Annotated in this window: 23 protein-coding genes and 1 other annotated feature; of the genes, 15 read left to right on the top strand and 8 right to left on the bottom strand. The window is 51.8% G+C overall.

Annotated features, from left to right (window positions below; genetic code table 11):
* Positions 1-3: 3 nt before the first annotated feature.
* From KNP85_RS09570 to ccpA, 3 genes are all read left to right on the top strand, one after another.
* Entirely contained in the window at positions 4-720 is a 717-nt protein-coding gene (locus KNP85_RS09570) for a YtxH domain-containing protein (protein ID WP_029595164.1), read from the top strand.
* 138 nt (positions 721-858) lie between these two features.
* Positions 859-1,950 carry a bifunctional 3-deoxy-7-phosphoheptulonate synthase/chorismate mutase gene (locus KNP85_RS09565; protein WP_021065589.1) on the top strand — a complete coding sequence of 364 codons (1,092 nt, stop codon included), beginning with the start codon at positions 859-861 and terminating at the stop codon, positions 1,948-1,950.
* Between the two features lie 126 nt (positions 1,951-2,076).
* Positions 2,077-3,090 (top strand): catabolite control protein A, encoded by a 1,014-nt coding sequence (gene ccpA / locus KNP85_RS09560; protein ID WP_021065590.1) that lies wholly within the window; start codon positions 2,077-2,079, stop codon positions 3,088-3,090.
* A gap of 49 nt (positions 3,091-3,139) precedes the next feature.
* Here the strand turns inward: ccpA and KNP85_RS09555 are convergent, their stop codons facing one another.
* The 3 genes from KNP85_RS09555 to KNP85_RS09545 are packed head-to-tail and all read right to left on the bottom strand — an operon-like array spanning position 3,140 to position 5,580.
* Entirely contained in the window at positions 3,140-4,309 is a 1,170-nt protein-coding gene (locus KNP85_RS09555) for an acetoin utilization protein AcuC (RefSeq protein ID WP_021065591.1), read from the bottom strand.
* Positions 4,306-4,938: an acetoin utilization AcuB family protein gene (locus KNP85_RS09550; RefSeq protein ID WP_021065592.1), complete on the bottom strand. Its 633-nt coding sequence runs from the start codon at positions 4,936-4,938 to the stop codon at positions 4,306-4,308. The genes KNP85_RS09555 and KNP85_RS09550 overlap by 4 nt, the downstream gene beginning before the upstream one ends.
* 12 nt (positions 4,939-4,950) lie before the next feature.
* Entirely contained in the window at positions 4,951-5,580 is a 630-nt protein-coding gene (locus KNP85_RS09545; protein ID WP_029595165.1) for a GNAT family N-acetyltransferase, read from the bottom strand.
* Positions 5,581-5,735: 155 nt separating this feature from the next.
* Between KNP85_RS09545 and acsA the strand changes: the two genes are divergently transcribed.
* Positions 5,736-7,442 carry an acetate--CoA ligase gene (gene acsA, locus KNP85_RS09540; protein WP_021065594.1) on the top strand — a complete coding sequence of 569 codons (1,707 nt, stop codon included), beginning with the start codon at positions 5,736-5,738 and terminating at the stop codon, positions 7,440-7,442.
* Between the two features lie 44 nt (positions 7,443-7,486).
* Here acsA and KNP85_RS09535 read toward each other — a convergent pair whose 3' ends face one another.
* Positions 7,487-9,967 carry a transglycosylase domain-containing protein gene (locus tag KNP85_RS09535; RefSeq protein WP_214802799.1) on the bottom strand — a complete coding sequence of 827 codons (2,481 nt, stop codon included), beginning with the start codon at positions 9,965-9,967 and terminating at the stop codon, positions 7,487-7,489.
* A 167-nt stretch (positions 9,968-10,134) separates the two neighbouring features.
* Positions 10,135-10,332, top strand: a binding site (T-box leader).
* Positions 10,333-10,379: 47 nt separating this feature from the next.
* On the opposite strand from KNP85_RS09535, the gene tyrS reads away from it, so the two are divergent.
* Both tyrS and KNP85_RS09525 read left to right on the top strand, forming a co-directional pair.
* Entirely contained in the window at positions 10,380-11,627 is a 1,248-nt protein-coding gene (tyrS, locus tag KNP85_RS09530; RefSeq protein WP_214714563.1) for a tyrosine--tRNA ligase, read from the top strand.
* A gap of 107 nt (positions 11,628-11,734) precedes the next feature.
* The gene (locus KNP85_RS09525) at positions 11,735-12,361 is read left to right on the top strand and encodes a GTP pyrophosphokinase (protein ID WP_021065597.1); all 627 of its coding nucleotides are present in this window, start codon (positions 11,735-11,737) and stop codon (positions 12,359-12,361) included.
* Positions 12,362-12,404: 43 nt separating this feature from the next.
* Here KNP85_RS09525 and rpsD read toward each other — a convergent pair whose 3' ends face one another.
* Together rpsD and KNP85_RS09515 are read right to left on the bottom strand one after the other, a co-directional pair.
* Positions 12,405-13,004: a 30S ribosomal protein S4 gene (gene rpsD, locus KNP85_RS09520; RefSeq protein WP_029595169.1), complete on the bottom strand. Its 600-nt coding sequence runs from the start codon at positions 13,002-13,004 to the stop codon at positions 12,405-12,407.
* Between the two features lie 222 nt (positions 13,005-13,226).
* Positions 13,227-13,709 (bottom strand): GAF domain-containing protein, encoded by a 483-nt coding sequence (locus KNP85_RS09515; RefSeq protein WP_021065599.1) that lies wholly within the window; start codon positions 13,707-13,709, stop codon positions 13,227-13,229.
* A gap of 236 nt (positions 13,710-13,945) precedes the next feature.
* Here KNP85_RS09515 and ezrA point away from each other — a divergent pair, with 236 nt between their 5' ends.
* Together ezrA and KNP85_RS09505 are read left to right on the top strand one after the other, a co-directional pair.
* Entirely contained in the window at positions 13,946-15,676 is a 1,731-nt protein-coding gene (gene ezrA, locus KNP85_RS09510; protein ID WP_021065600.1) for a septation ring formation regulator EzrA, read from the top strand.
* 74 nt (positions 15,677-15,750) lie between these two features.
* A complete protein-coding gene (locus KNP85_RS09505; protein WP_214802796.1) occupies positions 15,751-17,322 on the top strand; it encodes an amidohydrolase in 1,572 nt (523 codons plus the stop codon).
* 45 nt (positions 17,323-17,367) lie between these two features.
* Here the strand turns inward: KNP85_RS09505 and KNP85_RS09500 are convergent, their stop codons facing one another.
* Positions 17,368-18,186, bottom strand: a complete 819-nt coding sequence (locus KNP85_RS09500) for an NAD kinase (RefSeq protein WP_031199840.1) — start codon at positions 18,184-18,186, stop codon at positions 17,368-17,370.
* 155 nt (positions 18,187-18,341) lie between these two features.
* Here KNP85_RS09500 and tpx point away from each other — a divergent pair, with 155 nt between their 5' ends.
* The 5 genes from tpx to KNP85_RS09475 all read left to right on the top strand — a co-directional run bounded on the left by tpx (position 18,342) and on the right by KNP85_RS09475 (position 23,364).
* Positions 18,342-18,830 (top strand): thiol peroxidase, encoded by a 489-nt coding sequence (gene tpx / locus KNP85_RS09495; protein WP_021065603.1) that lies wholly within the window; start codon positions 18,342-18,344, stop codon positions 18,828-18,830.
* A 99-nt stretch (positions 18,831-18,929) separates the two neighbouring features.
* Complete coding sequence (locus KNP85_RS09490) at positions 18,930-19,817, top strand: class I SAM-dependent methyltransferase (RefSeq protein ID WP_058764001.1); 888 nt, start codon at positions 18,930-18,932, stop codon at positions 19,815-19,817.
* Between the two features lie 126 nt (positions 19,818-19,943).
* Positions 19,944-21,155: an acetate kinase gene (locus KNP85_RS09485; RefSeq protein ID WP_058763999.1), complete on the top strand. Its 1,212-nt coding sequence runs from the start codon at positions 19,944-19,946 to the stop codon at positions 21,153-21,155.
* A 434-nt stretch (positions 21,156-21,589) separates the two neighbouring features.
* Entirely contained in the window at positions 21,590-22,183 is a 594-nt protein-coding gene (locus tag KNP85_RS09480; RefSeq protein ID WP_021065606.1) for a 3D domain-containing protein, read from the top strand.
* A gap of 158 nt (positions 22,184-22,341) precedes the next feature.
* Positions 22,342-23,364 carry a serine hydrolase domain-containing protein gene (locus KNP85_RS09475; protein WP_214802793.1) on the top strand — a complete coding sequence of 341 codons (1,023 nt, stop codon included), beginning with the start codon at positions 22,342-22,344 and terminating at the stop codon, positions 23,362-23,364.
* Between the two features lie 48 nt (positions 23,365-23,412).
* On the opposite strand, the gene KNP85_RS09470 is transcribed toward KNP85_RS09475, so the two are convergent.
* A complete protein-coding gene (locus KNP85_RS09470; protein WP_021065608.1) occupies positions 23,413-23,850 on the bottom strand; it encodes a universal stress protein in 438 nt (145 codons plus the stop codon).
* A 183-nt stretch (positions 23,851-24,033) separates the two neighbouring features.
* Here KNP85_RS09470 and KNP85_RS09465 point away from each other — a divergent pair, with 183 nt between their 5' ends.
* Positions 24,034-24,759 carry an SDR family oxidoreductase gene (locus KNP85_RS09465; protein ID WP_214802790.1) on the top strand — a complete coding sequence of 242 codons (726 nt, stop codon included), beginning with the start codon at positions 24,034-24,036 and terminating at the stop codon, positions 24,757-24,759.
* Between the two features lie 12 nt (positions 24,760-24,771).
* Positions 24,772-25,494, top strand: coding sequence for a metallophosphoesterase family protein (locus tag KNP85_RS09460; protein WP_214802787.1), 723 nt, complete (start codon positions 24,772-24,774; stop codon positions 25,492-25,494).
* The last annotated feature ends 3 nt before the right edge of the window (positions 25,495-25,497 follow it).

The raw sequence follows: 25,497 nt of genomic DNA, 5'->3' as shown, positions 1-25,497 counted from the left end.
ACGATGACATACGACAAGAACAAGACATATACGAATGAACAGCAATCAAGCGGTGGGTTTTTAGCAGGTGTCGTCCTCGGCGGCGTGATTGGTGCAGCAGTAGCACTCCTCACATCACCGAAGAGCGGACGTGAAGTACGGACATACCTCGACGAGAAAACGGCGACGTCGCGTGAGCGATTGACCGTCAAGTCGAAAGAAGTTCGTGAAAAAGCAGAACCGGTCGTCGGCGAATGGATTAAAGTAGCGAGCGATAAAGCGGCTCCGGTCTTAAACCTCGTCAAAGACAAGGCCCGTGAAGCGGCTGAATTGAAACAACAAGTCGATGAAGACGAATTGTCAATCGAAGAAGCGATGGAGAAAGCTGATCAACTCGTAGCGGAGGCGGAAGCCGAAGTGAAAGAGCAACTCGATAAGGCTTCAGAAGAGCAGTCGAACGAAGCAAAAGATTCGAATGAAGCGAAAGCCTCAAATGAGTCAAACGAGTCGTCGAAGTCAGAAGCGTCGACAGACAAACCGAAACAATCAGACAATAAGCCGAACGCGAACAAATCGAACGCGACGAAATCGGCTGCAAACAAACAAAAAACAACGAGCAGCCGTGACCAATCGGAAGACTATGAGTCAGACTTCGAGGCACCTGTGAAAGACTTGCTCGACGATGAGTCGAAACAAGAATTGAACAACTTGAAGCAAGACCTTAAAAACGGCAACAAATAAGTGATGACGCGTCCGGGACTAGCCGGGCGCTTTTTTTTGTTGATTTTGTGTCGTCAGCCCATTTCCCTATGACAAAGCGATTAAAGTTCGTTATAATTAGGAATCTGGAAAGAACGGCTTAGAAATGAGAGGGTAATTATGAGTCCACAAGATCAGTTGAATCGATTACGTCGCGAGATGGATGAGTTGAATCGTGAGATGCTCGACTTGCTCAGCCGCCGTGGCACACTCGCTGTTGAGATTGGAAAAGTAAAACGTCTGCAAGGTGTGGAGCGATACGATCCGGTACGTGAACGTGAGATGCTCGACTTCATCGCGGCAGAGAATCCGGGTCCGTTCGAGACGGCTCGCTTGCAACATCTGTTCAAAGAGATGTTTAAAGCTTCGGCCGAACTGCAAGGCGAAGACCGTGACAAGACGCTACTCGTTTCACGGAAACGCCAAGCCGAAGACACGATCGTCACGCTCGATGATGTCAAAATCGGCAATGGACGTCCGCAACTGATTGCGGGACCATGTGCGGTCGAATCGTTTGAGCAAGTGAACGCCGTCGCTGAGAAATTGGCGCTGTCCGGAGTGAAAATCTTGCGGGGCGGGGCGTACAAGCCACGTACTTCACCATACGACTTCCAAGGTCTCGGCTTCGAGGGATTGAAACTGCTGAAGCAAGCGGCAGATCGTCATGACTTACGGGTCATCTCTGAAATCATGACGCCTGGTGCGGTCGAATCGGCACTTCCATACGTGGACATCATCCAAGTCGGTGCGCGCAACATGCAAAACTTCGACTTGCTGAAAGAAGTCGGGAAGACGGATAAACCGGTGCTCTTGAAGCGTGGCTTATCGGCTACGATTGAAGAGTTCATCTATGCGGCCGAGTACATCATGGCGAGCGGCAACAGCCAAGTCATCTTGTGCGAACGCGGCATCCGGACATATGAACGGGCGACACGCAACACGCTCGACATCACCGCGGTCCCGATTTTGAAACAAGAGACGCATTTGCCGGTCATGGTCGACGTGACGCACTCGACAGGACGACGCGACTTGTTACTGCCAGCGGCCAAAGCGGCGCTTGCAGTCGGAGCGGACGGGGTCATGGTGGAAGTACACCCGAACCCGGCCATCGCCTTATCGGATGCCCAGCAACAACTCGATTTCGATCAGTTCGATCAATTCGTGGACGGGCTAACGGCCCAGTTCCCTCAACTTGATTTGGTGAAAAAGTAAGCTTTCCAATTGGAAACGTTTTATATAGCGTGAAGACAGGGTAAAATGATGACAGATACCTGTCTTCCTTTTTTGACACGTTTTTTGAAAATCGTTTGAAAATCATTGCTTGTAGGAGGAGTTTTAATGAATAGTAACAATGTAACCATCTATGATGTCGCACGAGAAGCCGGGGTGTCGATGGCAACCGTCTCACGCGTCGTCAACGGAAACCCGAACGTCAAACCGACGACCCGCAAGAAAGTCCAGGATGCGATTGACCGTCTCGGCTATCGTCCGAACGCTGTCGCACGTGGACTGGCCAGTAAGAAGACGACGACGGTCGGCGTCATCGTCCCAGATATCTCGAACATCTTCTTCGCAGACCTTGCCCGCGGAATCGAGGACGTCGCGACGATGTACAAGTACAACATCATCCTCGGGAACTCGGACTCGAACCGTGACAAAGAGATCCATTTGTTGAACACATTGCTCGGGAAACAAGTCGACGGCATCATTTTCATGGGCGGTCGTCTACATGAAGACCTCGTCAACGAGTTTAAAAAGTCACCCGTCCCAATCGTCCTCGCGGCGACACTCAACCAAGGGTATGACCTCCCTGCGGTCAACATCGATTATGAGCAAGCGGCATACGACGCGACCGAAATGTTGATTGGCCACGGTCATAAACAAGTCGGCTTCATCACAGGTCCACTCGAGCAACAAATCAACGGCGAGAAGAAATTCTCTGGCTACCGCCGTGCCCTTGACGACGCCGGACTCCCGTTCCGTGAGAGTGACGTCGTCCTTGGGAATTACACATACGCATCAGGCCTTGAGGCGATGCAGAAGATGCTCGAACGTGACGATTGCCCGAAAGCGATTTTCGCCGGTACGGATGAGATGGCACTCGGTGTCATTCACGCGATTCAAGACGCCGGTTTCTCGGTCCCGAACGATTTTGAAGTCGTCGGCCATGATAACACGCGTCTCGCTACGATGATTCGTCCGAAATTGACGACGGTCGTCCAACCGATGTATGACATCGGTGCCGTTGCCATGCGTCTCTTGACGAAAATCTTGAATGCGGAAGAAGTCGAAGAGAAGAACGTTGTCTTGCCGCACCGCATCGAACGTCGCGATTCGGTACGTCAAGACTGAATAAAAATCCCCTCGCCTGTCGGAGTCACTCCGCGGACGAGGGGATTTTTTAGACATATAGTGATTTGCGATCGTGCGAAATGAACGGCCAGAACGCCCGTTTCGTCACTTCCCAATTTTTCTCCTCAATTTGTTGGCGTCGGGGAATATGTTGGAACGTGTACGGATGGTCATCCCAGCGTGTCGGCAAGGCTAAATCCGCTTTGTCCTGCCACTGCTCGATCCATTCGGGCGGAATGTCGCCGCTGTACGGCGCCTCGCGCGTCAGTCCGGCCCACACTTGCGCCCAAGCCCGGGGTACGGTCCGATACCAATCATAGCCGCCACCGCCGAGGGCGACGAGTCTTCCTTCCGTATACTCGTCGGCAAGTCGAGAGGCGATTTGAGGAATCTGTTCGAACGTCCGAATCGTCGAGGCAAGGTGCGTCAACGGATCAAAGGCATGGGCGTCGGCCCCGTTCTGCGTCACGATGATATCCGGCTTGAACCATTCGCACGCTTCCCGGAACACTGTCTCGTAACAGCGCAAGAACGACTCGTCTTGGGTGAACGCATCGACCGGGACGTTCCAGCTATAGCCGTACCCATTCCCGTTGCCGCGCTCTGTGACGGCTCCTGTCCCCGGGAACAGGTAGCGGCCGGTCTCGTGGATGGATAACGTCATCACATCGTCATCGTCATAAAACAGCCATTGTACGCCGTCTCCGTGGTGGGCGTCAGTATCGACATAGAGGACCCGGCTGCCGTACGCTTTACGGACGTGGGCGATGGCAACCGCTGCGTCGTTATACACGCAAAATCCGGACGCTTTCCGCCTCATCCCGTGATGGAGGCCGCCCCCGACGTGAAAGGCGCGCTCCAGTTTACCGCTCGCGACCAAATCGAGTGCGTGAACGGTGCCCCCGACGAGCCGGGCCGCCCCTTCATGGATGGTTGGGAAAATCGGCGTGTCTTCAGTGCCGAGGCCGAACTTGTTCGCTTTCAATGTCGACAGCTCACCGGCCGCCGCCGCTTGAACCGCTTCGATATAATCAAGGTCATGGACGAGCGCGAGCGACTCGACCGAGGCGAGGGGCGGGGCGATGCACTCGGAGGCCTGAAGTTTACCTGAGGCGATGAGCAGGGACGTCGTCAGCTCCAGGCGGACCGGATTGAACGGATGATCCGCATGGAAGCGGTACGAGTTCTCGTTCTCCCCGAATATGTAGGCCGGTCTCATTGGGACATCTCCGGACCGAGCACGTCATAACCTTCGCGTTTCAACCGTTCGATGATGCGGAGCGGATTCATCGTCTGGACGCGGAACGAGATGATGCGTTTATACGGGTCGGGCGTCGGGTGAACGAACACGTTGATGATGTTGACGTTCGTCTTGGCGAGGAGCCGGGTCACTTTCTCGAGCGTCCCCGTCGTGTTCTCGACCAAGAGCTCAATCTGAGAGCTCGGCTCGAGCGCGCCCGTCAATTGGACGAAGTAACGCAATAAGTCTGTCTCGGTCAAGACGCCGACGAGTTTGCCTTGTTCGACAATCGGCAGGCAGGTCAGGCGATACTCATAAAACAGAGCGGCCGCATCTTCGAAGAAGTCGTACGGATGTGCCGTCGTCACATCTTGACGCATGATGCTCGAAACGGGGTTTTTGAAGTCGGCGCTCTCGCTCTCCGGATGGAACACGCTCGTCGCTCCGCTCATCTCGAACTGGCCGACGATTCCGACGACTTGTCGGGCCGGGTTGGTGACGATGAGATGGCGCACTTTATGATCACGCATGAGCTTGGCCGCATGGGCGATCGTGTTGGTCGGTTGAATCGTCACGACATGACGGTTCATCATTTGTTCAATCAACATCCAGGTCCCTCCTTAGTCATACATGAACCGGCGCCGCAGCCGGAGCGAATCGAAATGGTCGATCGTTTCTTGCCGGACGTTCTTGCCAATCCGTGCCATGAGACAGTTGGCCGGATGCGAGGCAATCTCCGGGTCATCGGTCGGGAAGAAGACGAGTCCGCCGTGGTTCATCATCTTTTCCATCACTTTCCGATAGTCCCAGATAGAGAGCCCGCTCCCTTTCAAGTCCCAGTGCCAATAATATTCGGTCGTCAAAATCAAGAAGTCATCCATATGCGCGTCCATCATTGACACTTCGAGCAGTTGCTTGCCGATCCGTTGGCCACGGAAGCGCGGGCTCACTTCGATCGCGCCGAGCTCGAGGATATAGGGGTCGTTCCCTTCACTCCAACGTTCATATGGGTCCGGATATAAATACGTGACATAACCGATGACGAGGTCATCGACGCGGGCCACGATGATGCGGCCTTCTTTCAAGTCAGCGATTTCGACGAGCGCCTTGTGTTGGTCCTCAGGTTCACGAAATGCGGTCAATCCCTCATCGAGCCGATACGTGGCCAACACGTCGCTCTCGATCGGTCCATCGATGATTACGGCTCCGAGTGAGGTTTCCCACACCTTTGAATGATATTGTTTTTCCATGGAGTCACCACCTTTTCCACCTTCTATTATAGCGCTTTCATTTAGCTTGTTTCACACTCTTTTGGAGATTTTGGAAATTCATTGATTTGTCATAATATTAACACTATACTGAAAGTGGTTATACCATTCATTACAGGGGAGGCGAATCTTTAGCGATGGAAAAATTGAAAGCGTTATCAGGGGAACATCAATTGGCGTCGTATGAAGATGCTTGTCAGTCGTTCGAGTGGACACAAGCAGAAGCATTATTTTCTTGGAATTTGACGGGGAACGTCAACATGGCGTACGAAGCAATCGACCGTCACGCAGAAGGTGAACTCGCCACGAAGCTGGCGTTGCTCTATTTCGATGGGGAACGAGAAGAGCGCTACACGTATGAGGACATGAAACGAGAAAGCAATCGGGCCGGAAACGTTCTGAAATCGGTTGGAGTGGAGAAAGGCGACCGCGTCTTCATCTTCATGCCACGGAGTCCAGAACTTTATTTTATTTTGCTCGGTACACTCAAGCTCGGGGCGATTGTCGGTCCGTTGTTTGAGGCGTTCATGGAGCAAGCCGTCCACGACCGTCTGCTCGACTCGGAAGCGAAAGTCATCGTCACGACCGAGGCGCTCCTACCGCGTATCCCGGTCGATCAACTCCCGCACTTGGAGACGATTTTAATCGTCGGTGACGAGGTAAAAGAGGCAGGGAAAATCATCGACTACCGCAAATTGGCGGGTGATGCCTCGACCGATCTCGACATCACATGGGTCGACCGCGAAGACGGCATGATTTTGCATTATACGTCAGGGTCGACCGGGAAACCGAAAGGTGTCTTGCATGTCCATAACGCCATGGTGCAGCATTTGATGACCGGCAAATGGGTGCTCGACTTGCAACCGGATGACATTTACTGGTGCACAGCCGATCCAGGTTGGGTGACGGGGACGAGCTATGGGATTTTCGCACCGTTCTTGAACGGGGCGACGAACGTAATCGTCGGGGGACGATTCAATCCTGAGTTCTGGTATTCGGTCATCGAACGGTTCGGTGTCACGGTCTGGTACAGCGCGCCGACAGCGTTCCGGATGCTCATGGGTGCCGGAGAAGAGGCGTTTGAAAAATATGATTTGTCGTCACTCCGCCATATCCTGTCGGTCGGAGAACCGCTCAATCCGGAAGTCATTCGTTGGGGGAACGAATCGTTCGGATTACGGATTCATGACACGTGGTGGATGACAGAGACCGGCGCGATGATGATTTGTAACTATCCGACGATGGATATCAAACCGGGGTCGATGGGCAAAGCCATCCCGGGTTGTGAAGCGGCCATCTTAGACGACCGCGGTCAACCACTCCCGCCGCACCGGATGGGCAACTTGGCACTCAAGACGCCATGGCCGTCGATGATGCGGAAAATTTGGAAGAATGACGCCAAGTATGAGAGTTACTTCTGGGGAGACTGGTACGTCTCGGGTGACTCGGCGTATATGGACGAGGACGGTTACTTCTGGTTCCAAGGCCGCGTCGATGACGTCATCATGACGGCAGGGGAGCGGGTCGGTCCGTTCGAAGTCGAGAGTCGTCTCGTCGAGCACCCAGCTGTCGCCGAGGCAGGGGTCATCGGGAAACCGGACCCGGTCCGCGGGGAGATCATCAAGGCGTTCATCGCGCTCCGTAAAGGCTATGAGCCGTCGGACGAGTTGAAGGCGGAGATTCAAAAGTTCGTCAAAGAAGGACTCGCGGCTCACGCGGCTCCGCGTGAGATCGAGTTCAAAGACAAATTGCCGAAAACGCGAAGCGGGAAAATCATGCGTCGTGTCTTGAAAGCATGGGAGTTGAACCTCGAGACGGGTGACTTATCGACAATGGAAGATTGAACGACAAAAGGTCGACACGCGATGTGTCGACCTTTCTTGTCGGATTAGGCGCCGTCTGCAGCTTCGGCGTCTTCTTTCTTCTTGTCTTCCTCAGCCTTTTTCTCAGCTTCGGCTTTCTTCTTTGCTTCTTCTTCAGCTTTCTTCTTGTCAGCTTCCGCTTTTTTCTTTGCGTCGGCTTCTGCTTTCGCTTTTGCGTCAGCCGCTGCCTTTTCCTTCGCAGCAGCGTCAGCTTCTTGTTTCTCTTCTTCAGCTTCCTGTTTCTGTTCTTCAGCCTCTTGTTTCTTCTCTTCGGCTTCTTCTTTCTTCTTCGCCTCTTCTTCGGCTTTCTTCTTCTCTTCAACTTTTTTCTTCTCAGAGAATGAACCAGAGTCCTTGAAGTCAGCGGCAGAAACACTAGAAGGCTGGGTAAAGCGTGCACCCGCGTTGAAGATTTCAGGATTATCGGCGAATACGCGGTTGGCAGTCTGTGACCAGATACGTTGTGTCCGTTGATAATACTGACCGACTTCATAGCTGTTTTGCATCTCAGCTAATTGTGAGTCAAAACCAGACCACACGGCGAGCGTGACGTTCGGGTTCGAACCGACCAAGTACGAATCGCGTCGTTCGTTCGTCGTACCAGATTTACCCATCCAATCGCCAGGGACATTTAAGAGCGATTTGGCATACGTCGCTGTTCCTGACGTATAGACATCACGCAACATGTCGATGACGAGATAAGACGTACGGTCAGTATAGATGCGTGTCTTTTTCGCTTTTTTCTCGAAGATGGTCTCACCGTTATATTCGATGCGTTCGATGAAGTATGGCTCGACATGTTCGCCGTAGTTTGCGAGCATCGCGTAAGATGCGGCCAAGTTGACCGGGCTGACTTCTCCGACGCCTAGAGCCATCGATGATGCATTTCGGTTCGCTTCCGATACTTCGATGCCCATATCGACGAGTTTTTGCGTATCAGCAGTTTTCTGGTTCCGTTCTTCGTAAATCTTAACGGCAGGGACGTTGAGGGAACGCTTCAATGCCTCGCGGGCCGTCACCGGACCGTTATGCGTTCTGCTCTCATTTAAAACTTCTTTTTTAGGCTGTCCCGGACCGGTAAATTTGTAGAAATACTCTTCGTCTAAAATGACCGTCTCAGGTGTGATCATTCGAGCTTCAATCGCGTTGGCATACACCAAAATTGGCTTGGCCGTCGATCCGATTTGACGCTCCATGCGCATGGCGCGGTTTACTTCATCTGTCTTGCCGTTAATATAACGACCACCGACAAAACCAAGGATGCGCCCTGTTTTGTTTTCAATCATGATTGATGCCGTCTGTTCAGGCAATGTCCGATCTTCTTCTTTGATGTATTGATCTTTATCAAAGTTATTGGCATTTTTAGCCGGTTGTTGCATCGCCTCATGAACTTTTTTGTCAAGCGTCATATGAATCTTGAATCCACCCTGACGCAACATATTGTGTGCACGTTTGGCATATGTTGACCGGATGGTATTTTGTTCTTCCGTTTTTAAATCTGACAAGACGATGCCGTCTTGTTCAAGCAAGTAGTTCGTGACGATTTGTCGGGCTTGTAGTTCAGCTTCTTGCACAACATACGGATAGCGGTCACGCGGCTTCGATTGCGTCTTCATGAAGTCTTTTGTGATGTCGTAGTTGTATGCAGCGTCATAGTCTTTTTTCGTGATCTTCCCGGCGACGTACATCCGGTTGAGTACCGTCTTCATCCGGTTGATGGCCGGTGCTACGTCCTCTTTAATGACACCGCCTTGGTAATACGGTGTATAAAGGAACGGGTTTTTCGGAATCCCGGCGAGGAAAGCGGCTTGTGGCAACGTCAACTTCTCAGCCGATGTGTTAAAGACACCGCGAGCGGCTGCTTCAATCCCTGAGATGTTGCGTCCCATCGAGTTACGTCCGAACGAGACGACGTTCAAGTACGCGTTCAAGATCTCATCTTTGTTCATTGCTTTCTCGAGGCGAAGGGCGAGTAAAATCTCTTTCGCTTTTCGTTCGAACGACACTTCGTTCGTCAGCATTTGGTTCTTGATGAGCTGTTGTGTGAGCGTAGAGCCTCCGGTCCGGTCTTCCGATCCGGTCGCTTCTTGTAAGATGGCACGGAGCGTCGCTTTCGGGACGACACCATCGTGTTCGTAAAACTCGACGTCCTCTGTGGCGAGTAACGCGTCGACGACGAACGGAGAAACTTTGTCGACGGCGACGGGAACCCGTACTTCATCCGTCGTATAGTTTCCGATTCGTTCACCGCTTCCAAAATAAATGTCAGAAGTCGATGAGTACGTGTTGATTTGTGACGTCATCGTCTTATAAGCGGGTGCCGGCATATCCTTGACGAGTGAAGCGAAATAACCCGCTCCGATCCCGGCGCCTAAAAATCCAATGAGAACGACCGATATAATCGTTAGGAGCAGAACGTTCCAGGATACATCGTAAAATACATTGGCATAACGGCGGGCTTTCAAGGACTTTGGTTGGTTCCATGTGTCTCGAATCTTTTGCAGCATGACAGCCTCCTTAATATGGTGTAAAACTATTTTGCACAGTAATATATACGATTATAGCACAAGTCGTTGCCGACCTTCCTCCCAATCAACTGTCGGATACAAGTTTCCATCTTCCAGTTGACAATTTGGAAATGGAACTTATAAAATGTAAAGCATAGTCCATAAACAAAGATGCTATGAAGAAAGCGAAGTAGTCGACTGACCGCTTGTCCAGAAAGCTAGTGGGTGCTGTGAACTAGCCAATGTCAATCGATGAATTACACTTTTGGAGCATGCCGTTCGGCCGGGTCGAGACCGTTATCTCTCGCTACAAGTGGCCACAGCTGTGGCAATTAGGGTGGTACCGCGGAATCTCCGTCCCTTCTCATATGAGAAGGGACGTTTTTTTATGTCAATCGAAGGAGTGGAACAGATGGAATTATTGAAGGATTTAGAATTTCGAGGTCTCGTCAACCAAATGACGGACGAAGCAGGATTGAAAGAACAGTTGAACAATCCGACGACGCTTTACACCGGGTTCGACCCGACGGCGGACTCGCTCCATATCGGGCACTTGCTCCCGATTTTAACACTCAAACGTTTCCAAGAGGCGGGACACCACGTCATCGCCCTCGTCGGTGGCGCGACTGGGATGATCGGTGACCCATCAGGTCGTTCGGACGAGCGTTCGCTCAACACGCTCGACACGGTCAAACAGTTCTCGGATCGAATCAAAGACCAATTGAGCCGTTTCCTCCCGCTCGAAGGTGAGAATCCAATCTCTATCCGCAACAACTACGAATGGACGGAAGAGTTATCGATTATCGATTTCTTACGTGATATCGGGAAACACTTCCCGATCAGCTACATGCTCGCCAAAGACTCGGTCGACTCACGTTTGGAGAACGGAATCTCGTACACGGAATTCTCATACATGTTGTTGCAATCGTTCGACTTCTTGAAGTTGTACGAAAACGAGAACTGCCGCCTTCAAGTCGGGGGCAGCGACCAGTGGGGCAACATCACGGCTGGACTCGAACTCATCCGCCGCTTCGGTCACTCAGAGAAGGCGTTCGGGTTGACGGTGCCGCTCGTGACGAAGTCGGACGGTCAAAAATTCGGGAAGACGGCCGGTGGTGCAGTCTGGCTCGACGCCGATAAGACGACGCCTTACGAGTTTTACCAGTTCTGGATTAACGTCGACGACGCTGACGTCATCAAGTTCATCAAATACTTCACGTTCATGTCGCACGAAGACATCTTGGCGCTCGAAGCAGAAGTGGTCGCTGCACCGGAGAAGCGTGTCGCCCAACGTCGTCTCGCTGAAGAGATGACAAAACTCGTCCACGGAGAAGCGGGTCTTGATCAAGCGCAACGCATCACGACTGCCTTCTTTAGTGGCGACTTAAAAACGCTCAAACCAGAAGACATGGATGCCGCATTCAAAGGCATGCCACAGTTCGAGCTCGAAGGCGAGCGCAACCTTGTCGACCTTCTCGTCGAAGCGAAGATTGCACCATCGAAACGTCAAGCCCGTGAAGACGTTCAAAACGGGGCGATTTACTTGAACGGGGAGCGGGAGCAGTCGCTCGATAAGACGGTGACACGCGCCGATACGCTCGGTGAGTTCACCATCATCCGTCGCGGTAAGAAAAAATACTTCGTGATCCGTCACGTCTGATGCATGCGTCCATGTCCGCCAATGTTGCGAACATGGACGTTTTTTTCTGACTCAACATCGATTCGGTCTGCTACGATAGCAAGTATAGACGACAAGGAGGCTTTGTTATGGACATTGAAGAATTTTTTGGCGAGCAGTTCCATCAATGGCGGGAGCGATTCCGGTACTACGAGATGGCGATCACTGAACTCGAGAGCGATCTCGGCATCATCGACCTCGATTGGCAGACGCGGCTCGGCTATTCGCCGATTGAACACGTGAAGACGAGGATGAAGACGTTGCCGTCCATCATTCGGAAGATGAATCAAAAAGGGCTTCCCCTCGAAGTGGAAGCGCTGTGGGACAATATATCTGACGTCGCCGGAGTGCGAATCGTCACGAGTTTTCGTGATGACATCTACGCCATCCTCGATCATTTGAAAAAACGGGACGATTTAGAAATTGATGAGATTAAGGATTACATCCAACATCCGAAACCGAGCGGCTATCGGAGCCTGCATCTCATCGTCCGAACGAAAGTGTATTTGGCGGAACGCGTCATCTGGGTGCCAGCCGAGATTCAAATTCGCACGCTCGCCATGGACTTTTGGGCGGCGACGGAGCATAAACTTCATTATAAATACCAGCACGTCGTCCCGGAGGCGTCGAAACTCGAGTTGATTGAAGCGGCGAAGATGGCGGATGCGCTCGATACCCAGATGGGCCGGATTCGTGAACAGATTTTAAAGAAATAAAAAAATCCCCTTTCCTGCCGAGGCAGGGAAGGGGATAAAAGCATTAACGTGAGTAGTACTCAACGATGAGTTGCTCTTTGATTTGGTCGTTCAATTCAGCGCGCTCAGGAAGACGTACGAATGTACCTTCGAGCTTCTCAGCATCGAATGTGACGTAGTCTTTTGTAGCTGGTGCTACTTCGAGAGCTTCAGCGATCGCTTTGAAGTTTTTAGACTTCTCGCGAACTGAAATGACTTGACCTGGTTTTACACGGTAAGACGCGATGTCTACACGTGAACCGTCAACTTGGATGTGACCGTGGTTGACGAGTTGGCGCGCTCCGCGACGTGTGCGAGCGAGACCCATACGGTAAACGAGGTTGTCAAGGCGTGACTCGAGCAAGAACATGAAGTTCTCACCGTGGATACCTTGCATTTTCCCAGCATCGTTGAAGATGCGACGGAATTGCTTCTCGTTGATTCCGTACATGTGACGGAGTGCTTGCTTCGCTTGAAGCTGAAGACCGTATTCAGAGATTTTACGACGACCATTTCCGTGTTGACCTGGTGCGTAAGGACGTTTTGCTAATTCTTTACCCGTTTCGCTAAGCGAGATGCCTAAGCGACGCGAGAGTTTCCAAGCTGGACCTGTGTAACGAGCCATGTTTGGACTCCTCCTTGTTGTTCATGTATTTTGCACAAAAGAACAACGGTGTCAAAGACGGGTGACGCCCCTTTCTAGGTTCAAGCACCTTCACTTGATAGCGAAGCTACGAGATGCTCCTCCGACTCAGTCGAGGCCCGAAAGGTGGATACGTCTGTCAATGACTGCTATCGTCATTTCATGCACAAAAATCAGTATACGACGAAACGATTCGCTTGTCAATCAGATGAAGCGAAGTAATGTCTGGCAAAATTGCTCGAGCCCTTGGCGATCGACATCTGAGAAGCGGTCGAACTCGGGGCTGTCGATATCGAGGACACCGATCGTCTTGCCGTCGCGAACGAGCGGGACGACGATTTCTGAGTTAGAAGCCGCGTCACAAGCGATATGGCCCGGGAATTGATGGACGTCTGCGATGAGTTGCGTCTCTTGCGTCGAGGCCGCCGTGCCGCAAACTCCTTTACCGAACGCGATATGGACACAAGCCGGAAGGCCTTGGAACGGTCCGAGGATGAGGGCATCTTCTCCCTCTGTTAAATAGAATCCGACCCAGTTGATGCGGTCGAGGAACTGGTTGAGCAATGCGCTCGCGTTCGATAGATTGGCGACACGGTTCGTCTCGCCTTCTAGAAGTGCTGCCAACTGTTTATTGAGCATGTCGTACCCGGCGGCCAAGTCGCCAGTGTAAGTCGTTGTTTGAAACATTTGATTCCCTCCTATGAATGAATGCATGATGAATTAGCATTATGGTACACGCATTTTTTCGGTTTGTCTTCTCAAAAGATTCGCGTGAAAAATAACATTCTCTCCCTAAACCGTTGGAAAACCTATGCAAATCATTGGTTCTATAATATGATTAGTATTATCTATACTCATAAAATACTTCATTTATTCATTTAGATACATAAGTCCATGAAAGCGGCTTGGAGGTTGTGACAGAGATGGATTACGGAATCTACGGAATTTTAATTGGAATCATTGTCATCGCATTAGGGGCCATGCTGGGAAGCATGCTCGTACGAAGGAATTTTTACCAGAAAATTGATGATTTAGACATGCGCAAACAAAGTGTGCTAAGCGCCAGTGTGCCGGCTGAACTGCAGAAGTTCAAACAATGGCCGATGGAAGGCGAGACGAAAGAGAAGTTCGAACGATGGCATCAGTCGTGGGACGAACTCGTCAGCGTACATACGGGACAAATCGATGAGGCGCTCTATCATGCCGAAGAAGATTTGGACAAATATCGCTTCCTTAAAGTGAAATCCGATTTGAACGCGACGGAACAGTTGATTGAAGAGCTCGAGTCGATGGTACACGCCATGCTCGATGAGATGGATGAGTTCAATCAACACCATTCGTCGCTTCTCGATATCGTCAAAAAAGACGAGAAAGAGTTGTATCAATTCCGGAAGACGCTCGTCGCCCAAAACAGTGCGTTTGGCCCGACATACGAGCTCGTCGAGTCTGAAATCGCGGCAGCGGAAGCGAAGCGGACCGAGATGATCACGTTGAAGCAGGAAGGACAAGTGTCGGAGGCGTATATCGCCGGCCAAGTCTTGTCTGAGAAAGTGACGAAGATTCGTGAACTCGTCGGCGTCATCCCGCAGTTCGTGCGCACGGTGCAAATCGATTTGAAACAACAGCTCAACCAGTTGCGCTCGGGTCATAAAGAGATGCAAATGGACGGCTACGCGCTTGAGCCGCTCGGTTTAATGGAAGAGATCGAGCAAGCGGAAGATCGCCGGGCCGCGCTCATGGACCGGATTGAACAACTCGACTTCGATCATTTCGAGATGGACATGCAACAGCTCAGCTCGGACATCGATCAGCTGTTCGAAGCGTTCCGGACCGAAGTCGATGCACGCCAATACGTGAAAAAAGAATTCGCGACCGTGAAAGAACGTGACCGCCAGACGAGTGAAGTCATGGCTCGTCTCCATCAAGAGATGACCCGCCTCGTCAGCAATTACGAGATTAATGCCCGTGTCGGCGAAGAGTTTGAACAGCTCGAACGGGAGCGTGCGACGCTCACAGCGAACGTACTCGACATCGAACAGGCGCTCGTCGCCCAGATGATTCCGTTCAGCATGATTAAATCAAAAGTACAAGAAGCGAAACGTTCGCTCGATCAGTTCAGTGCGATGCATGAACGGTTCATCGAGAACACGAACTCCCTTCGCAAAGAAGAACTCGAAGTCCGCAACAAACTCGAGTCATGGAAGCGCGAACTGTCTGCCCATCGCCGTTTGCTCGCGAAGAGCGCCATGCCGGTCGTTCCGACTGATTTGACGAGCGATATGCGCCAGTTGCAAAAAGGCGTGCAATCGTTGGATGAACAGTTCGAGAAAGCACCGTTTAATATGACGTATATCGTCGGCCTCAGCCACGACGTCGAAGAGACGATGGACAACTTCCGGGACCGGGTCAAAGCGCTCTTGCGCCAAGTCACGTACGCCGAACAGCTTCTGCAGTATGCGAACCGCTATCGCCGTCGCGACAACGAGGTGCATATCGCCTTGACGCTCGCCGAGAACAAGTTTTTACACGGTGAGTATGGGACGGCCGTCGAGATTGGCGAACGTGTCCTCGGACGTTTCGATGAAGGAGCGGCCCGTGAGATTCGCCAACGCGTCGAAAAAGGATTGGAACAGCAAGAGCTATTACGAAAATAATGATGCATGAAGATTGACGTAAACGGGAATTAACGTGTACGTCAATCTTTTTTGAATCGAGGAGGAATTTTGTGATGGGAACGCTATGGGTTAACGGAAAGATTTATACGATGAACAAAGAGCATGAACAAGCTCGTGCCATGTACGTGGAGCACGGCCGGATCTTGAAGATGGGGGAAGAAGGCCACCTTCGTCGTACATACGCCGGAAGAATCAAGCAAATTGTGAATCTTGAAGGGAAGAGCGTCTATCCGGCGTTCACCGACTCACACATCCACTTGATCGGGTACGGGGAAGCGCTCGACCGGATCGATGCGACCGAGACGACGGACTTGCAAGCTCTGCTCGAATCGATGAAGCAAAAGGGTGGAAACGACGATTGGATCGTCGCGGAAGGGTTCAATGACCGTCTGCTTGGCGAAATGCCGACGCGTGAGATGATTGATGCCGTCATTCCGGACCGCCCCGTCGTCTTGAAACGGGTCTGTCGCCACGTTGCCATCGTCAACTCGAAAGGGTTGGAACGGCTCGGCTTGATTCATCATACCGTCATCGAAGGCGGGAAGCTCGGACGCGATGCGGACGGCAAGTTGAACGGGGTACTGTACGATGCGGCGCTCGACCTGCTCCACAAAGAGCTGGGCGGGAATCGCGAGAAAAATGTCGCCTCGCTCCACCGGGCCATCGACTCTCTGTTCGCCCACGGCATCGTCAATGCCCATACGGAAGACTTGTTCTATCACGGTGACCCGCTCGAGACGATTCAAGCGTATGAAGACGTGTTGGCGGACCTCCCGTTCCACGCGCATCTGCTCGTCCATGAACAAGTCGTCGATACGTTGATTCGTCACGATGCGCTCGCCAAGCGCCCGCGTTTTGATTTCGGGGCGATGAAATTGTTCGTCGACGGATCGTTCGGGGGACGGACGGCACTCTTGTCGGAACCGTACACGGATGATCCGGCACAGCGGGGAATCGAGGTCCATCGTCCGGATCATCTCGAGGCGCTTGTCAAAAAGGCGCGGTCCTACGGGATGAACGTGGCGGCCCACGTGATTGGGGACGCCGCCGCCGAACAGTTCATCACGCTGCTTGAGAAATATCCGGCCAAGCGCGGGACGCGAGACCGGATCATTCACGCCTCACTCTTGAACGACGCGCTCTTGAAACGGATTCAAGCGTTGCCGGTGTTGATTGATGCCCAACCGATTTTCTTGTCGGACGACATGAACTTGTTGTTCGACCGGCTCGGCAACGACCGCGTCGATGACGCCTACCGCTTCAAATCGATGCTTGATACGGGAGCGCTCGTCCTTGGAGGCAGTGACGCCCCGATTTCTACCGTCGATGTACGGAAAGGTTTGTATGCGGCGGTCACCCGTCAGTCATTTGAGGAGTCAGGGGCGCTCAACCCGCCGGAACGCCTATCGATGTATGAGGCGCTCCGCAGCTTCACGTATGCACCGCGTGTCGCCACAGGCACACACGGACGCGACGGCTTGTTGATTCAGAGCTATAACGCGACGTTCACAGTGTGGGAAGAGGACTTCTTCGACTTGCGTGGACGCGACATCCTCGACAACCGACTCGTCATGACGGTCGTCGACGGGGCTCCGGTATACGAGGCCGACGTCGTCAACACGTAATAAAAAAAGGCTAGCCATCCACGAGGACGGCTAGCCTTTTGTCGTTTAGAAAAATGAGCGTTGGACTTTGTGCCAGAACGAGTTGTTTTTCAGTTTGACCGTCTTGATGACCTGGTCAGACAGTTCGATATCGATGCGGTCTGTATACTTCAAGCTGAGCGCCTCGTTGTCCATGCCGATAATCGGATAGTCGTTCCCGTCCTCAACGATGCGGAGCGAGAGTTTGCGTGAGTCGTGCACGATGAACGACGAGCCGAGCGTGCGGTAACGATTATTGTTCACCGAGGCGATCTCGCTCACTTGCATACATGGGATGAGCGGGTCGACGATGGCGCCGTCGAGTGATTTGTTGTACGCTGTCGAGCCGGTCGGTGTCGAGACGACCATGCCGTCACCGCGGAACGTCTCGAAATGGAGATCATCGATGTACACTTCGATGGCGAGCGATTTGATGATACTCGATTTGATTGAGGCTTCGTTCAAACAAAGCATCGGAGTCGATTCATTGATGGATGCCGACAAGAGCGGGTATTTCCGCACTTCGAGACCGGCTTCGATACGGGCGCTGTTGTCCGAGAACAAGCGATCGACTTCGTCGAGTTTATGTATATCGAAGTCGCAATAAAACTCGTTCAAGCCGCGGCCAAACCCGACGTAGATAGCATCTTGACGGAATCCTGTATAGCGGACGGCCTGCAAGAACGCGCCATCTCCCCCGATGGCGACGATGATGTTGGCGTCTTCAGGACGATTGACGACGTTGAAGCCGTATTTCTCACCGATTTCGATTAATTTCTTTACTTCTTTTGTAAAGTCGTTGACGTTACGATGGTACAAAAAAACGTTGTTTCTCATCCTAGTCATCCCCTTTGTCAATTGAGTCTCTTTCATTATACAGCGTTTTAGACGCTCGATATAGGGAAAATCACAATCAGGCCGTCTGAGGCAGGATGCTTGTCATCGAGACGGCGCCATCGCTATGATGAAGAAGTATAAATCATGCAAAAGGGGATGAAACGATGCCAACATTTAAAGGCAATACCGTTACACTGCAAGGGAACCCGGTCAAAGTCGGAGATACTGCACCGGACTTTACAGCGCTCACGACGGCACTTGAAGAGGTGACGCTCGCGTCATACCCAGGCAAGAAATTGATTAGTGTCGTTCCATCGATCGACACAGGTGTCTGTGACACGCAAACACGCGCATTCAACGAGAAGGCGTCATCGCTCGGCGGTACCGTCTTGACGGTGTCAAACGACTTACCGTTCGCACAGCGTCGCTGGTGTGCGGCGTCAGGGCTTGATAATGTCGTCATGTTATCGGATCACCGCGACCAATCGTTCGCGAAATCGTACGGCGTATTGATGGAAGAACTCCGTCTTCTCGCACGTTCGGTATTCGTCATCGACTCGGCCGGTACGGTCCAGTACGTCCAGTACATGGATGAGATGACTGAGGAAGTTGATTTCGATGCGGCGCTCGAGGCGTTTGACGCTGCGAACTGATTCGCTTGGCGAAACGACCACGAATCGCTTACACTAATAGAAGTGAACCGACCGGCTCTCCACAAGAGGGCCGGTTTTGTATGGAAAGGATGATCGAAGATGGAACGATTTGAACAACTGTATCGGGATTGGAAGAAAGAAGCGAAGAAGCTGACGACAGACCTTGACTTATTGCCGCTCGAGGCATTGATTGAAGTGTTTGAGCGAGTCAATGTCGAACAGGAGAAAACGGATGATGTCCGCAAAGCCGTCAGTCTGCTCGTCCTCGAGGAGACGACGACACTCCCGCCGAACCATCAACCGACGCCGGACGCCGTCAGCCTGTTCATCGGGTACTTGGCGACGAAACTCGTCAAGGACGGGGCGAACGTGCTCGAGCTCGGTAGCGGGACGGGGACACTCGTCCACGCCGTGTTGACACAATTGAAAGATGCCACCGCACAGGCGGTCGAAGTCGATGAGACGATGCTGCGTCTGTCTTACGCAATCAGCAACCTGCTCGGGAAGCCGGTATCGTACTTCCATCAAGACGCACTCGCACCGCTGTTCGTCGAGCCGAGCGACTTGGCACTCGTCGATTTGCCGATCGGCTATTATCCGAACGATGACATGGCGTCTGGCTACGCCTTGAAACGGGATGAAGGCCATTCTTACTCGCACTTCTTGTTGATCGAGCAGGCGATGCGTCACTTGAAACCAGGCGGTCACGGGATTTTTGTCATCCCGAACAATTTGTTTGAACAGGATGACGAAGGGAAATTAAAACAGTGGATGGACCGTGAGGCTGTCGTCAAAGGTGTTCTTCAATTACCGACGACGATGTTCAAAGACGAGCGATATGCGAAAAGCCTATTGATGTTACAAAAGCTTGGGGAAGGCGTCAAACGCCCGAAACAAGCACTCCTCGTCGAGTTGCCATCGTTCACGGATGTGCGTGCTGTTGCCAATATTGTGAAACAGATTGACGATTGGTTTAAAACAACATAATTTTTATTGGGCAAAAGACTTGAAAAACATATGCCATATCAAGTATCTTCATTATGATACAGTTATCGGTTTTTAAGAGAACAGATAAAGACTCGTGTTTAAATCGAAAGGTAAGAGGTGTATGACATGACAAAAATTATGGCAGTCAACGCAGGTAGTTCGTCATTAAAGTTCCAACTTCTCGAAATGCCATCTGAGAAGATGCTCGCCGTCGGGCTCGTCGAGCGTGTCGGAAAAGAAGATGCGATCTTCACGATTAAATATGGCGAAGGACAAAAGTTCCATATCGTCACACCGCTTCATTCACATAAAGAAGCGGTCGAGCTCTCGCTCGAAAAATTGATTGACCTTGATATCATTCAGTCGTTCGACGAAATCGCAGGCGTCGGTCACCGTGTCCTTCACGGAAAAGAGTTGTACGCGGATTCGGTCGTTATCGACGATGAAGTCATGAAGAACATCGAATCGTTCGTCGAACTCGGACCGCTCCACATCCCGCCAAACTTGACGGGGATTCGTGCGTTCCAATCGATTTTACCGAACGTACCGCAAGTCGCGGTCTTCGACACGGCGTTCCACCAGTCGATGCCGGAAGAGAACTTCTTGTACAGCCTTCCGTACGAGTACTACACGGAGCACGGCGTCCGGAAGTACGGTTTCCACGGAACGAGCCACAAGTACGTCACGCAACGTGCGGCAGAGCTTCTCGGTCGTCCGCTTGAAGACCTTCGTTTAATCTCATGCCACCTCGGTAGCGGTGCATCAATCGCAGCGGTTGCCGGCGGTCGTTCGATCGACACGACGATGGGCTTCACGCCACTCGAAGGAATCACGATGGGAACGCGCTCGGGATCACTTGACCCGGCCCTCATCCCGTTCTTGATGCAGAAGACTGGCAAGTCGGCTGAAGACGTATTGAACGTCATGAACAAAGAGTCAGGTGTCTACGGTCTCTCGGGTATCTCGAGTGACTTGCGTGACATCGAGCAAGCAGCGGCTGAAGGCAACCACCGTGCCGAAGTCTCGCTCAAAATCTTCTCGAACCGCATCCACGGCTATATCGGTCAATATGCGGCAGAGATGAACGGTGTCGATGCGATCATCTTCACAGCTGGTGTCGGAGAAAACTCTGACGTCATCCGTGAGCGCATCCTTCGTGGCCTTGAGTTCATGGGCGTCTACTGGGATCCATCACTCAACAACGGAGCACGCGGCAAAGAGTTGTTCATCAACTACCCGCACTCACCGGTCAAAGTCATCATCATCCCGACGAACGAAGAATTGGTCATCGCACGCGATACTGTTCGCATCGCCAACCTCGTCGAATCACACGTTTAAACTGTTACAACGTCCGTTCCGTACTCATACGGGACGGACGTTTTTTTTAGTGCTTTTGGCATACGGCACGAGATGGTTTTGTGACGATGGGCCGAATCGAAAGTGCTCGTTTGTAACATTTGACGTAAGAAAACATGGTTTTCGTAACAAAGTAGATATATTAATTCCTTTAATTGGTAATTAATATGACGAAATCTAAAGAATTTTATTTAAACCGTCATCCGGGATTAAAGGATGACGGTTTTGTAATGTAATCGTAACTTAGCTGACACTCAAATGAATTTTAGTTGTAAACGCACGGTCATGCGATTCGTCATATAGTTATCTGGACGAAACATTCCGTAATCGATACGACATGTTTCAACTGGAACAGCACCACAGACTCGACAACACGAACTTACAACGAACAAACCGACTAGGAGAGGACAAACCACATGCTCAAAAAAATTGGAACGGTCTTACTACTGACGGTCATGACACTCGCTATGCTCTTACCCCAACAACAAGTTGAGGCGTCTTCAAAAGTTTACGTACAAAGCCAAGTCAACGGATTGAACGTCCGCTCGGCAGGGACGCTCAGCGGTAAAGTGATTGGGAAAATCAATAAAGGACAACAACTTCAACGCACTGGCTCAAAAGGAGCTTGGATTCGCGTCAACTACAAAGGCAAGTCAGGTTGGATCGCTACAAAGTACTTACGCACCGTGAAGAAAACGGTCGCGAAGGCTAGTGTGAAAACATATACGATGAACGCATCGGCTTACACACCATACTGCAAAGGATGTTCAGGCGTTACGGCATTAGGCTGGAATGTCCGGGCACAAAAACGTAACGTCGTCGCTGTCGACCCGCGCGTCATTCCGCTCGGTAAGAAAGTACAAGTGTACGTCGGCGGGAAGTTGATGGGCACATACACAGCGGCTGACACAGGCGGCGCCATCAAAGGTAACAAAATCGACATCTTAATGTACTCACAAAGTGCGGCCCTCAACTTCGGTCGTAAGACAGTAACTGTCAAAGTATTATAATATGTGAACGACAAAGGGCCATCGCATCTGCGGTGGCCCTTTGTTATATGGTTAATGAAACCGCTTTGGCTCGGTTTTGGAACAGGACTTTCAGAAAAGTAAAGGAAGTTCGGGTTTTGTCCAGAAATATACACGAGGCTTGAAAGGGGGAGATTGACTTGAAGACATCTTACGTTGCATTGGATTCGTACGTTAGGCATATTCAAAACCTAAATCATAGCAGTGCCGCCGCGCTGCTAGTCCTGCAAGACGATCGCATCGTGTTCGAAAATTATGACGGATTCCATTCGAATCATGATGCAAAAGTGGTTGACGTCAATTCGATGTTCAACGTCGCTTCGGCCCGTAAAAGTTATTTGGGGCTGGCGATTGCCTATGCGTTGTATGAAGGCAAGATTCGGCATCTCGACGATTTGGTCTCTGATTATTTTGATGAGCATGACGTGGACACGTTTCGAGGGACGACGATTCGGCACTTGGTCACGCACTCGCACGGACTGAACCGGGATGAGACGGGTGTGCTATTTCGGGAGTTCGATGCGGGTGAAGGATGGGCATATCGGAACGTGAACGTCGAGATCGTGACGGATTTGTTTAAACGGTTATACGGATATGACTTCACGCACTTATTAAGGGAGCGGGTGTTTCGGCCGATGGGACTCTCGCGGACGGAATGGGCGACCGATGCGGCACCGAGTTTCGTCAAAGTCATTGACGATCCTGACGAGGAAGCGTCGTATAAGTTGTATCCTTTTGATGATGGAATGGGGTCGAACCTACATACGACTGCGCGAGAATTCGCGGCATGGGGCAATCTTCATCTGAATATCGGACGTCATCATGGCGTTCAGATTGTGCCGGAAGAAGTGATTCGTCTCGCGACATCGATTCAAAGTCCCGCATATCCCAACTCAACGTTCCCGACAAACGGGCTGTTTTGGTATGTCCAAGGCGAGCCGAAAGCGTGGAGCGAACTAGGGGAGGCTGTACCAGCTGGGTCGTATCAAATTCTTGGGAACACCGGGCCATTGCTATTGGTTATTCCTGCTTATCGAACCGTCGTCGTCAGGATGTATAACAAACTCTATAATTATGGTGGCGATCGATACCTCGATTACCTTCGCGAGTTCAGTAATTTGGCGGCTGAGACGGTTCGACCGATTGATAACCTGATGCCATAAGCGACTACACACGAAAGGGCCAACGCATGCGCGCTGGCCCTTGAAACGTTATTGGCGGACGATCAGAACGTCACACTTCGAGTAGCGGACGATGCTTTCAGAGACGCTACCGATGAAGAAGCGTTCGACGGCGTTCAACCCGGTCGCTCCACAGATGATAAGATCAATGTCGTGATTCGGTGCGATTTTTTTAGCGATTGTCACTTTCGGAGAGCCGTATTCGATGACCGTTTCCACTTCTTTGACACCGCGTTCTTTTGCCCGATTGACATAATCCTCGAGCAGTTCTTTCGCATACGTCTCGGCACGCTCGGTAATCGTCCGGTCATACGCTTCAACCGTGGCGAATGTCCGTGTATCGATGACGTGACCGATATACAGTTTGCCATCGTTTCGAAGTGCGACGTCGATTGCTGTTTCAAATGCACGTTCGGCCTCTTTCGAGCCGTCGACGGCAGATAGAATATGTTTGTAGACAATTGCCATGTAAATCCCAACCTTTCGCTTGAAATGTACGTGCGGCTTACATGTATAGTATACCACTTCTGTCTGAATTCACGCCCGGTTCTTTCAGAAATGTGTGAAATTTTCACAACTTTCTGATGAAACAGGTTGAAGTTTGGAAATGGGCAGGCGGAACGGGTAAGATGATACAGAGGAGGGATGACGATGAAACATGTAGTCATCACGGCCGGTGCGAAAGGAATCGGCCGCATTGTGACGGAACGATTATTGGAGGAAGGTTGGCACGTCAGCGTATTGCAGCGGAAGCCGATCGATTGGCAACATGAACGGTTACATATGGTCGAGGCTCCGTTGACGGACCGCGAGGCTGTCTTGAACGGCTATGAAGAGGCAGTGGCCAAATTCGGAGAGCCAGATGCGCTCATCTTGAACGCCGGGCCATACATTTTTGAACGGAAGTGTCTCGTCGATTTATCGGACGAGGAATGGGACGAAGTCATCACCGGCAACTTGTCAGCCTCGTTTTGGTTGATGCGTCGGGCCATCCCGAGCATGCGGGCGAAACGGTTCGGCCGCATCATCACGTACGGCTTCCCGGAAAGTGGGACGGCGCCTGGCTGGATTCATCGGTCGGCGTTCGCGGCCGCCAAAACCGGTCTCGTCAGTTTGACGAAATCGGTCGCGCTCGAGGAAGCGGCGCACGGCATCACGGCCAATATGATTAACCCGGGTAATATCGTCGGTGCGCAAAAAGAGATGCGAATCGAATCGGCCGAACCGGACGACCAGACGCCGGTCGGACGGCACGGGACGGGCGAAGATATCGCCCGCATGATTCTGTTCCTGCTCGCACGCGACTCCGATATGGTCACAGGTGCCGTCATCGATGTGACCGGTGGCGTAAACGTCGTCCATCAATATCGTAAATAAGGAGGGAACCACATGAAATTGGCCATCTTGACCGATATCCACGGGAATGTCCAAGCGCTCGATGCGGTGCTGGCCGAGCTCGACCGCCAGCAGGTCGACGAGATTTGGAGTTTGGGCGATATGATTGCGATGGGTCCCGATTCGAACGAAGTGATGGCGCGTCTGCTCGACCGTGGTGTCCACATGATCACCGGCAACCACGATGAGGCCGTCTTGTCGCTTTTGGCCGGGACGGGTCACCCCGACAGTTATGCCCATACCCGTCCGCATCACGAGTGGGTGGCGCGCACGCTTAGGCCTGACTATGCGGACGCGCTCTTCAAGTTGCCGCGTACGATTGAACGCGTTGTCGAGGGTACGCGGGTATATGGGATTCATTATCATATCCCGAGCGAGAAGCGGGACGTGCCGATCACCGAGGAGCCGTTCCATGACATCGTCGAGGCGACGCTTTCGAACATGCAGTCGCTGTATGGGTCTTATGAAGCGGACGTCATCTGTTTCGGGCATCATCATCCGGAGCATGTGTTCCATGACGACACGAAACATTATTTCAATCCCGGTGCGCTCGGTGTTGCCCGTGACGACTTGGCCCGTTACGGCATCCTCGAGTGGGATGAGACAGGGTTCGCCATCCATCCGCAGTCGGTCCGTTATGACAAGCGGGCATTTCTAGAGGCGATGGAACGGAATGATGTGCCGCAACGTGACGTCATGTTCCGACTCTTTTATTGACCA

The organism is Exiguobacterium sp. s194 (genome assembly GCF_018618275.1).
In the GTDB taxonomy this organism is placed as follows: domain Bacteria; phylum Bacillota; class Bacilli; order Exiguobacteriales; family Exiguobacteriaceae; genus Exiguobacterium; species Exiguobacterium chiriqhucha.
This window is presented reverse-complemented; position numbering and strand designations above follow the sequence as displayed.

Coding starts and splice junctions, on each gene's coding strand:
- tyrS (WP_214714563.1), top strand. CDS start 10,380: ATGGAATTATTGAAGGATTTAGAATTTCGAGGTCTCGTCAACCAAATG.
- KNP85_RS09470 (WP_021065608.1), bottom strand. CDS start 23,850: ATGGCAATTGTCTACAAACATATTCTATCTGCCGTCGACGGCTCGAAA.
- rpsD (WP_029595169.1), bottom strand. CDS start 13,004: ATGGCTCGTTACACAGGTCCAGCTTGGAAACTCTCGCGTCGCTTAGGC.
- KNP85_RS09545 (WP_029595165.1), bottom strand. CDS start 5,580: ATGGAAAAACAATATCATTCAAAGGTGTGGGAAACCTCACTCGGAGCC.
- KNP85_RS09460 (WP_214802787.1), top strand. CDS start 24,772: ATGAAATTGGCCATCTTGACCGATATCCACGGGAATGTCCAAGCGCTC.
- KNP85_RS09555 (WP_021065591.1), bottom strand. CDS start 4,309: ATGAGACCGGCCTACATATTCGGGGAGAACGAGAACTCGTACCGCTTC.
- acsA (WP_021065594.1), top strand. CDS start 5,736: ATGGAAAAATTGAAAGCGTTATCAGGGGAACATCAATTGGCGTCGTAT.
- tpx (WP_021065603.1), top strand. CDS start 18,342: ATGCCAACATTTAAAGGCAATACCGTTACACTGCAAGGGAACCCGGTC.
- KNP85_RS09570 (WP_029595164.1), top strand. CDS start 4: ATGACATACGACAAGAACAAGACATATACGAATGAACAGCAATCAAGC.
- KNP85_RS09505 (WP_214802796.1), top strand. CDS start 15,751: ATGGGAACGCTATGGGTTAACGGAAAGATTTATACGATGAACAAAGAG.
- ccpA (WP_021065590.1), top strand. CDS start 2,077: ATGAATAGTAACAATGTAACCATCTATGATGTCGCACGAGAAGCCGGG.
- KNP85_RS09490 (WP_058764001.1), top strand. CDS start 18,930: ATGGAACGATTTGAACAACTGTATCGGGATTGGAAGAAAGAAGCGAAG.
- KNP85_RS09480 (WP_021065606.1), top strand. CDS start 21,590: ATGCTCAAAAAAATTGGAACGGTCTTACTACTGACGGTCATGACACTC.
- ezrA (WP_021065600.1), top strand. CDS start 13,946: ATGGATTACGGAATCTACGGAATTTTAATTGGAATCATTGTCATCGCA.
- KNP85_RS09465 (WP_214802790.1), top strand. CDS start 24,034: ATGAAACATGTAGTCATCACGGCCGGTGCGAAAGGAATCGGCCGCATT.
- KNP85_RS09565 (WP_021065589.1), top strand. CDS start 859: ATGAGTCCACAAGATCAGTTGAATCGATTACGTCGCGAGATGGATGAG.
- KNP85_RS09500 (WP_031199840.1), bottom strand. CDS start 18,186: ATGACTAGGATGAGAAACAACGTTTTTTTGTACCATCGTAACGTCAAC.
- KNP85_RS09550 (WP_021065592.1), bottom strand. CDS start 4,938: ATGTTGATTGAACAAATGATGAACCGTCATGTCGTGACGATTCAACCG.
- KNP85_RS09535 (WP_214802799.1), bottom strand. CDS start 9,967: ATGCTGCAAAAGATTCGAGACACATGGAACCAACCAAAGTCCTTGAAA.
- KNP85_RS09515 (WP_021065599.1), bottom strand. CDS start 13,709: ATGTTTCAAACAACGACTTACACTGGCGACTTGGCCGCCGGGTACGAC.
- KNP85_RS09525 (WP_021065597.1), top strand. CDS start 11,735: ATGGACATTGAAGAATTTTTTGGCGAGCAGTTCCATCAATGGCGGGAG.
- KNP85_RS09485 (WP_058763999.1), top strand. CDS start 19,944: ATGACAAAAATTATGGCAGTCAACGCAGGTAGTTCGTCATTAAAGTTC.